The sequence below is a fragment of the Acinetobacter sp. GFQ9D191M genome (assembly GCF_011174875.1).
Classification (GTDB): Bacteria; Pseudomonadota; Gammaproteobacteria; order Pseudomonadales; family Moraxellaceae; genus Acinetobacter.
Genome location: NZ_JAALGV010000114.1, coordinates 1 through 3,923, shown reverse-complemented (window position 1 = coordinate 3,923; position 3,923 = coordinate 1). Strand labels below are relative to the sequence as shown.

General features: G+C 38.4%; 4 protein-coding genes. All 4 read left to right on the top strand.

Annotated elements, in window-relative coordinates; all coding sequences use genetic code 11:
- Positions 1-107: 107 nt before the first annotated feature.
- A complete protein-coding gene (locus G5T77_RS15010; protein ID WP_166138806.1) occupies positions 108-1,676 on the top strand; it encodes a type I restriction-modification system subunit M in 1,569 nt (522 codons plus the stop codon).
- Complete coding sequence (locus G5T77_RS15005; RefSeq protein WP_166138803.1) at positions 1,676-2,938, top strand: restriction endonuclease subunit S; 1,263 nt, start codon at positions 1,676-1,678, stop codon at positions 2,936-2,938. Before G5T77_RS15010 ends, G5T77_RS15005 begins: the two co-directional genes overlap by 1 nt.
- A 17-nt stretch (positions 2,939-2,955) precedes the next feature.
- A complete protein-coding gene (locus G5T77_RS15000; protein ID WP_104488790.1) occupies positions 2,956-3,687 on the top strand; it encodes a hypothetical protein in 732 nt (243 codons plus the stop codon).
- Positions 3,687-3,923 (top strand): hypothetical protein (locus G5T77_RS14995; protein ID WP_166138809.1); only part of this gene is annotated, 237 nt, incomplete at its 3' end. The genes G5T77_RS15000 and G5T77_RS14995, both read left to right, overlap by 1 nt.

Here is a 3,923-nt window from a genome sequence, read left to right as displayed (position 1 = left end):
GTGTTAGCCGGATGCTTACTCTTTTAAGAAATTAGTGCTTAATTTAAAGAGTCAGATATGGCAAAGTATTGCCATTCTAAAATAATGATTTTTGGTTGATTTTTAACATGACCCAAGTACAACTCCAACAACTGCAAAAACAGCTCTGGAATATCGCCAATACTTTGCGCGGCACCATGGGCGCCGATGAATTCCGTGATTACATTCTGGGTTTTATTTTCTTTAAATATTTATCAGAAAAATCGGTGAACTTTGCCAATGAATTGCTCGATGGTGAAGACGTCAGCTTTTTAGAATTAGATGAAAATAATGCTGAGCATGTGCCGTACATCGAAGAAATTAAAAAGAATGCCATTGCCGAAGTGGGTTATGCGCTTACACCCAAACAGCTATTCCATACCTTAGCCGAGCGTGGTCGTCAGGGCGAATTCATTTTGGATGATTTAACTGCGACCTTAAAATCAATTGAACAAAGCACGTTAGGCACCGACTCTGCCGATGACTTTGCCAACCTGTTTGAAGACTTAGATCTAAACTCGACCAAGCTTGGCAATAATGCCAGCGACCGTAATGCACTGGTGGCGAAAGTCCTGAGTCATTTAGATGATATTGATTTTGATATTAGTAATACCGAAGCCGATGTACTGGGTGATGCTTACGAATACCTGATTGGTGAGTTTGCCTCAGGTGCGGGCAAAAAAGCGGGGGAATTCTATACCCCGCAAACGGTATCGACCTTACTGGCGAAGATTGTCACCCAAGGCAAAGACCGTTTACGTTCAGTCTATGACCCGACTTGCGGTTCGGGTTCGTTGTTGCTACGGGTAAAACGTGAAGTTAAAGATGTCGATATGATTTACGGTCAGGAAATGAACCGTACCACCTACAACTTGGCGCGCATGAACATGATTCTGCATGATGTGCATTTTGCCAAGTTCGACATCAAGCAGGAAAATACTTTAACCCGTCCGCAGCATTTAGATAAAAAGTTTGATGCGGTGGTGGCGAATCCACCATTTTCTGCAAAGTGGTCTGCCGATCCGTTATTTTTACAAGATGAACGCTTTGCTGCGTATGGCAAATTGGCGCCAAGTTCTAAAGCCGATATGGCTTTTGTACAGCACATGCTGTATCAACTGGACGACAATGGCACCATGGCGGTGGTGTTACCGCATGGCGTATTGTTCCGTGGTTCGAGTGAGGGCGTGATTCGTCAGTATTTGATTGAACAGTTGAATGTGGTGGATGCCATCATCGGACTACCAGCCAATATTTTCTATGGCACCTCGATTCCGACCTGTATTTTGGTGTTGAAGAAAAACCGTGAGCAGAGCGGCAATATTCTGTTTATTGATGCCAGCAATGATTTTGAAAAGCAGAAGAATCAAAACAAGTTATTGCCTGAGCATTTGGATAAGATTGTTGCGGCATTTGAAAAGCGTGAAAATATTGAAAAATATGCGCATGTGGCGACTTTGCAAGAAGTGAAAGATAACGATTACAACCTGAATATTCCGCGTTATGTGGATACTTTTGAAGCGGAAGCCGAGATTGATTTAGATGCCATTGCAAAACAGCTTCAAGCTTTGGAACAAGACAGCCAAAAGACCGATGCCGTGATTAATGGTTTCTGTGCCGAGCTAGGCATTGTTTCGCCTTTTGCGGAGGTGAAGTAATGGCTGCGCCAAAATTAAGGTTTAAAGAGTTTGATAATCAATGGGATAAAATAAAGATTAACGATCAAGCCCAAACTGTTACAAGTGGCTCACGTGATTGGGCTCAATATTATTCTGAATCTGGTGATAAATTCATTCGTATGACCAATCTTGTACGAGATGGAATTTACTTGGATTTATCAGATTTAAAATTTGTTCAGTTGCCTAAAGATTCAAATGAAGGAAAAAGAACAAGTTTAAAATTTGGCGATATTTTAATTTCTATTACCGCTGAATTGGGTAAATTAGGTTGGATTCCCGAAGGTTTAGGAACAGCTTATATTAATCAACATACTGCCTTGGTGAGAATGAAAGACAGCGTTGATTCTAAATTCATTGCTTATAGTCTTTCGACTGAAAAATATAATAATAAGCTTAATAGCTTAAATGACTCAGGCGCAAAAGCAGGATTAAATCTTGGAACTATTAGAAACTTTGAGTTAATTGTTCCTCCAAAAGAAGAACAAACCAAAATCGCTTCTTTTCTTTCCGCAGTGGATGAAAAGATTAGTCAACTCACGCAAAAACATGCGCTGCTGAGCCAATATAAACAAGGCATGATGCAAAAGCTGTTTAGCCAGCAGATTCGTTTTAAAGCGGATGATGGGAGTGAGTTTGGGGAGTGGGAGGAGAAGACATTAATAGATTCTGTAGATACTAATATTAAGTGGAGTTTCACAGGTGGTCCATTTGGGTCAAATTTAAAGTCTGAGGATTACACTGAATTAGGTATTAGAATTATTCAACTTCAGAACATAGGTGATGGTGCATTTTTAAATGACTATAAAATCTATACGTCACCTGAAAAAGCTAATGAATTATTAAGCTGTAATATTTATCCAGATGAAATTTTAATTTCCAAAATGGGTGATCCTGTTGCTCGTTGCTGTATTGTTCCTAAACATCATGATCGTTATGTAATGTGTTCAGATGGAATCCGCCTAGTTGTTGATAAACAAAACTATTCATCTATTTTTATGTTTTATCAAATTAATTATCAAGATTTTAGACAAAGTGCATCTGATGTAAGTACAGGATCAACAAGAAAAAGAATTGGTTTGAGCGATTTAAAACAGGTTCCAATCAAAGTTCCATGCTTAGAAGAACAAACTAAAATCGCTAATTTCTTATCGAGTATCGACCAAAAACTTGAAGTAGTGGCACAGCAAATTGAACAAGCGAAACAGTGGAAAAAAGGCTTGTTGCAGCAGATGTTTGTGTAAATAGATGGATTTTCATAATGGCTATTTTAGGTAAAGAGCTTATAACTGGTTTGAAGCAAATGGTTTCAAATCTGCCGAAGAGAGATTTTATGAGTTTTGTTGAGGTAATGAAGCGTACTGATAAAAATCTAAATGCTTCATCTAATATTTCAATTGAGACAGGCTGGTTTGGAGCTTGGATTACAGCATTCTCTCCACATGAGGTGGATGAAAATAATATAGATGCCCACATGATCGTTTGGCTAGAACGTGATTGGGATCAGTGGAAAATTGATTTGGTTGCTGCACATCCCAGTCGAAAGCACATATTGGAAGAAGCTTTTCGATTACATGAAGAAGAGCGTTATATAGCATCTATCCCATTATTTTTTTCTCAAGCAGATGGTATTTGTCAGGATAGGCTAAATGGGATTGGTTATTTTTCAGCACCAAGAGGAAAGCAAAAAGCATATGAAAAAATAATAGAAATTTATCAAAAAATTGAAGGAGATAAAATTAATAGCGTTAAATTTTTACTTGATCCATTTCGTGCAGAGCAAAATCAAAGCAAAAAGACCATAATTAGTCGAAATTCAAAACATGTATTGGAATCAGAAAAATTTCCAAATCGTCATGGAATTTTACATGGAGATCCAAATCACTTGAATTATGGAACTAAAATTAACAGCTTGAAAGCTTATTCTTTTTTACTTTATATTGATTTTATACTTTCAGAAATTCAAGAACAGCAGGCTAAAGATAGTAGATAATTATGACTCAAAGCGAATATCAACTTGAAAACGAACTGATTGGCCAGCTACAGCAATTGGGTTATGCCTCAGTCACCCTCAAGGATGAAAGCCAGCTACTGTCCAACCTGAAAACCCAGATTGAACGCGCCAATGGACTTGCGCCCCTGTCAGAAACGGAATGGAAACAAGTCATCAGTTTTTTAAACACGGGCACCGTGTTTGAACGTGCCAAAAATCTGCGTGATCTATTTCCA

Bases quoted from the DNA above. Each gene is read 5' to 3' on its own strand.
- G5T77_RS15005 (WP_166138803.1), top strand. From the start codon at position 1,676: ATGGCTGCGCCAAAATTAAGGTTTAAAGAGTTTGATAATCAATGGGAT.
- G5T77_RS15010 (WP_166138806.1), top strand. From the start codon at position 108: ATGACCCAAGTACAACTCCAACAACTGCAAAAACAGCTCTGGAATATC.
- G5T77_RS15000 (WP_104488790.1), top strand. From the start codon at position 2,956: ATGGCTATTTTAGGTAAAGAGCTTATAACTGGTTTGAAGCAAATGGTT.